The sequence below is a fragment of the Actinosynnema sp. genome, assembly GCF_052038725.1.
On sequence record NZ_JBQGCX010000701.1, the window covers coordinates 1 to 2,952 of the forward strand.

Genomic DNA, 2,952 nt, shown 5'->3' on the forward strand with positions numbered 1-2,952 from the left:
CGCCCCGTCCCGCAGGCGCCACGGCCCGCTGGCGCTTCTGCTCCACCGCCTGCAAGCAGGCCGCCTACCGCCTGCGCCGCAAAGCGGGCAGCGCCTCCCACGAGGACGAGCAGCTCCGCGAGGCGCTGCTCGCCCTCGTGGCACGGGCGCGGACCTTGACCGAGGCCACCCCGCCCTGGTCCGCGCAGGCCACCGCGCTGGTCGGGCTGGCCCGGCGGGTGGTGGAGCTGGCGGCGGCGCGGGACGCCGGGGTCAGCGGGGGCTGAGCGCGCGCAGCAGCACCACCGCGGCCACCGCCCCCGCCATCACCGCGGCGGGGGCGCGCGGCCCGCCCGTGGACAGGGCGCCAGCGAGGGCGGTCAGCAGGGTCACCAGGAGCGCCCGCAGGCCCATGGTCGCCGAGGACGCCGCGCCCGCCAGCTCGGGGAACACCGACATGGACCGGTCGAACACCACCGGGTAGCACACGGCGAAGCCGACGCAGAACAGCGCGACCGAGCCGGTCACGGCGACCGGGCCGTCGCCGAGCAGCAGGAACCCCAGCACGCCGACCACGACCGCCCCCAGGCCCCACCGCACCGCCCCCGCCGGGCCGCCGAGCAGCGGGATGATCCCGGTGGCGAACGCGCTGGGGACCGCGAACGAGGCGACCACGACGAGCAGGTGCAGCGCGAACCCGGTGACGCCGAGGCCGAACGCGGCGGTGTAGAGGAACGGGCTGGCCGCGATGAACACCAGGTAGGCGGCGAACAGCAGGCTGGGGATCAGCGACGCGGCCAGGTAGGCGCGGCTCCCGAGCAGCCTCCGGTAGTCGGCGAGCACCGACCGGGCGGTGATCGCGGTGCGCGCGCGGGTGCGCGTCTCGGGCAGGAACAGGAACACCAGCAGCAGGGACAGCGCGGTGGTGGCGCACACGGCGAGGTAGTTGCCGCGCCACCCGGCCACCCGGTTGATCACCCCGCCCAGGAGCGGCGCGCAGGTCATCAGCGCGGACATGGCCGCGTTCACCAAGCCGTACATCCGCAACGCCGCCGGGCCCCGGTAGCGGTCGCCGATGATCACGAACACCAGCACCGCGGCGGCGCTGGCCCCGATGCCCTGGACGAACCGGGCGGCCAGCAGCAGCCCGATCGTCGGCGCGAGCGCGCAGCCCAGCGCCCCGACCAGCATGACGGCGGAGCCGCCGAGCAGCACCGGGCGGCGGCCGAACCGGTCGGAGAGCGGGCCGTGGCACAGCGCGCCCAGGCAGTAGCCGAGGAAGTTGAGGGTGACGGTGAGCTGCACGGCCGGGCCGCCCACGCCCAGTTCGCGGGCGATGTCCGGGAAGCTGGGCACGGACATGTCGATCTCGATGATCGTGCCGGTGAGCGCGACGATGAGCAGGGCGGGCAGCCACCCGCCCACCGCGCTGTCGGCCTTTCCCACTGCCAACGCAGTCCTCCCGAGGTCGGCGAGGGGTTTTCGGCAACGCCCGTGATGGCGTTCCGTAACCTTTCCTCGAATTATTCGGAGAAATCACCGATAGGAATTCTCCGGACCTCGGACGTTAGCGCCGTTCCCTTTTCCGGTTAACTCATTTTCCGCTCTCGTCGAGCGGTCTGCCCGCCTCCTCCGGCTGCCCCGCGAGCAGCCGGTCGACCAGTGCGGTGACGAGGTCGCGGCGCTGGTGGTCGGTCAGCAGGTCGGGGAGGGTGAGGCGTTCCAGGATCAGCCAGTTGAGGGCCAGCCACAGCAGCGCCACGGTGGTGCCGTCGCCGGGCAGGCCGGAGGCGGCGTGGTGCTCGGTGTTGAAGCGCAGGTCGGCGCGGACGCGGGCGGTCAGGACCTCGCGCAGCTCCGGGTTGCGCGCGGCCTCCAGGCGCAGTTCCAGCAGGGCGAGGAAACCGGTCGGGAAGGCCGAGACGCGGTCGACGAGGGCGTGCATCAATTCGGTGACGCGGGACCGGTCGCGCGGGCCGTCCGGGGTCTCGCCCAGCGGGGCCTGGTCGAGCAGCCGCTGGTAGACCCGCTCGCCCGCGCCGGTGAGGATCTCGGCGCGCCCGGCGAAGTAGTTCGACGCGGTGCCCGCGGGCACCCCGGCCCGCTGGTCGACCGCCCGGAAGGTGAGCCCCCGCGCGCCCTCGCCCGCCAGCACCTCGACGGCGGCGTCGAGCAGCGCGGCCCGCCGCTCCGGGTTGCGTCGCGCCATTGACACCACTCCAAACGTAGTACTACGGTTCGAACCACTTCAAGCAGAGTACTACGACCGGAGTGGTCGAGACGAGGGGGAAGCCCGTGCGCAAGCTCGTGTACTTCATCGCGGCGAGCATCGACGGCGTGATCGCGGGCCCGGAGGGCGAGCACGACTTCTACCCGACCGCAGAGCCGATGGTCGAGCACCTGCGCGCCGAGTACCCCGAGACCACGCCCACCCACGTCCGCCCGCTCGTCGGGATGCCCCTGGACACCCCGAACCGGCGCTACGACACCGTGCTCATGGGCCGGGGCAGCTACCAGCCCGCGCTCGACGCGGGCGTGGGCAGCCCGTACGCGCACCTGCGCCAGTACGTGGTCTCCCGCTCCCTGCCCGACGCCGATCCGGCCGTCGTGCTGGTGCGCGCGGACCCGGTCGGCCTGGTGCGGGAGCTCAAGCGGGAGGACGGCCTGGACGTGTGGCTGTGCGGCGGCGCGGACCTGGCCGGGCAGCTGCTCCCGGAGATCGACGAGCTGGTGGTCAAGACCTACCCGGTGGTCGCGGGCGGCGGGACCCCGCTGTTCCGCGCCGGTTTCGCCCCGCGCGCGTTCAGGCCGGTCGACGTGCGCGCGTTCGACCACGGCGGCGTGGTCACCACCTACCGCCCGGCCTGACGGGCGGGCCACCGCCCCCTGCGGGCGTGCAGCGCACCGGCCGGCAGCGCGGCGGTGGTGGACGCGAGCAGGACGGCGGCCTTGGGCGCGGGCGGGGCGCCCGGG

The 2,952-nt window shown here is 74.1% G+C and carries 4 protein-coding genes; 2 read left to right on the forward strand and 2 right to left on the reverse strand.

Annotated elements, in window-relative coordinates:
- Positions 1-266 (forward strand): hypothetical protein (locus tag ACTUAL_RS14730; protein ID WP_440900640.1); only part of this gene is annotated, 266 nt, incomplete at its 5' end.
- On the opposite strand, the gene ACTUAL_RS14735 is transcribed toward ACTUAL_RS14730, so the two are convergent.
- Both ACTUAL_RS14735 and ACTUAL_RS14740 read right to left on the reverse strand, forming a co-directional pair.
- On the reverse strand, positions 253-1,425 hold the full coding sequence (locus ACTUAL_RS14735; RefSeq protein WP_440900642.1) for an MFS transporter: 1,173 nt from the start codon (positions 1,423-1,425) through the stop codon (positions 253-255). The two genes, ACTUAL_RS14730 and ACTUAL_RS14735, sit on opposite strands and share 14 nt — an antisense overlap.
- A 148-nt stretch (positions 1,426-1,573) precedes the next feature.
- Positions 1,574-2,188 carry a TetR/AcrR family transcriptional regulator gene (locus tag ACTUAL_RS14740; RefSeq protein WP_440900643.1) on the reverse strand — a complete coding sequence of 205 codons (615 nt, stop codon included), beginning with the start codon at positions 2,186-2,188 and terminating at the stop codon, positions 1,574-1,576.
- A gap of 62 nt (positions 2,189-2,250) precedes the next feature.
- Here ACTUAL_RS14740 and ACTUAL_RS14745 point away from each other — a divergent pair, with 62 nt between their 5' ends.
- Positions 2,251-2,847: a dihydrofolate reductase family protein gene (locus ACTUAL_RS14745; protein WP_440900641.1), complete on the forward strand. Its 597-nt coding sequence runs from the start codon at positions 2,251-2,253 to the stop codon at positions 2,845-2,847.
- The last annotated feature ends 105 nt before the right edge of the window (positions 2,848-2,952 follow it).